This is a genomic window from Caballeronia telluris, assembly GCF_001544495.1.
In the GTDB taxonomy this organism is placed as follows: Bacteria; Pseudomonadota; Gammaproteobacteria; order Burkholderiales; family Burkholderiaceae; genus Caballeronia; species Caballeronia telluris.
This window is the reverse complement of record NZ_FCNZ02000155.1, coordinates 1-572: the sequence shown is the minus strand read 5'-3', so window position 1 is coordinate 572 and position 572 is coordinate 1. Positions and strand designations below refer to the sequence as shown.

At 60.7% G+C, this 572-nt stretch carries 1 protein-coding gene; it reads left to right on the top strand.

All coding sequences use genetic code 11. The features are described from left to right. Positions 1-572, top strand: a 572-nt coding sequence (locus AWB66_RS32685; protein ID WP_200819135.1) for a 4Fe-4S dicluster domain-containing protein, incomplete at both ends; no start/stop codon positions are given.

Sequence of the window (572 nt, the reverse complement as noted above, 5' to 3'; positions counted from 1 at the left end):
GCCGAAGCCGCGTTCGATGCCGTGCAAGCCGGCCGTCAGAACGACGAACTCGCCGCTTACCCGGAAGCGTTCGAGACTTCATGGCTCAAGACCGAGCTTTATCGCGCACGCAACTTCAAGCAGTGGATGAGCCGTGGCCTGTATCTCGGCACGATGATGGTCGGACTGGAGCAGAAGGTGATGGGCGGCAACGTGCCGTGGACGCTGCATCATCAGCACTCGGACAACGAGACGCTGAAACCCGCGTCGCAATGCAAGCCAATCGTCTATCCGAAGCCCGATGGCAAGCTGACGTTCGATCGTCTCTCATCGGTGTTCATCTCGAACACGAATCACGAGGAGAACCAGCCGGCGCACTTGACGTTGAAAGATCCGTCGGTGCCGGTGAACGTCAACTTGCGCACGTATGCGGGCCCGGAAAGCCGCTATTGCCCGGCGGGCGTCTACGAATTCGTCAAAGCCGACGACGGCGGCGAGCGCCTGCAGATCAACGCGCAAAACTGCGTGCACTGCAAGACCTGCGACATCAAGGACCCGACGCAGAACATCGTCTGGGTCACGCCCGAAGGCGG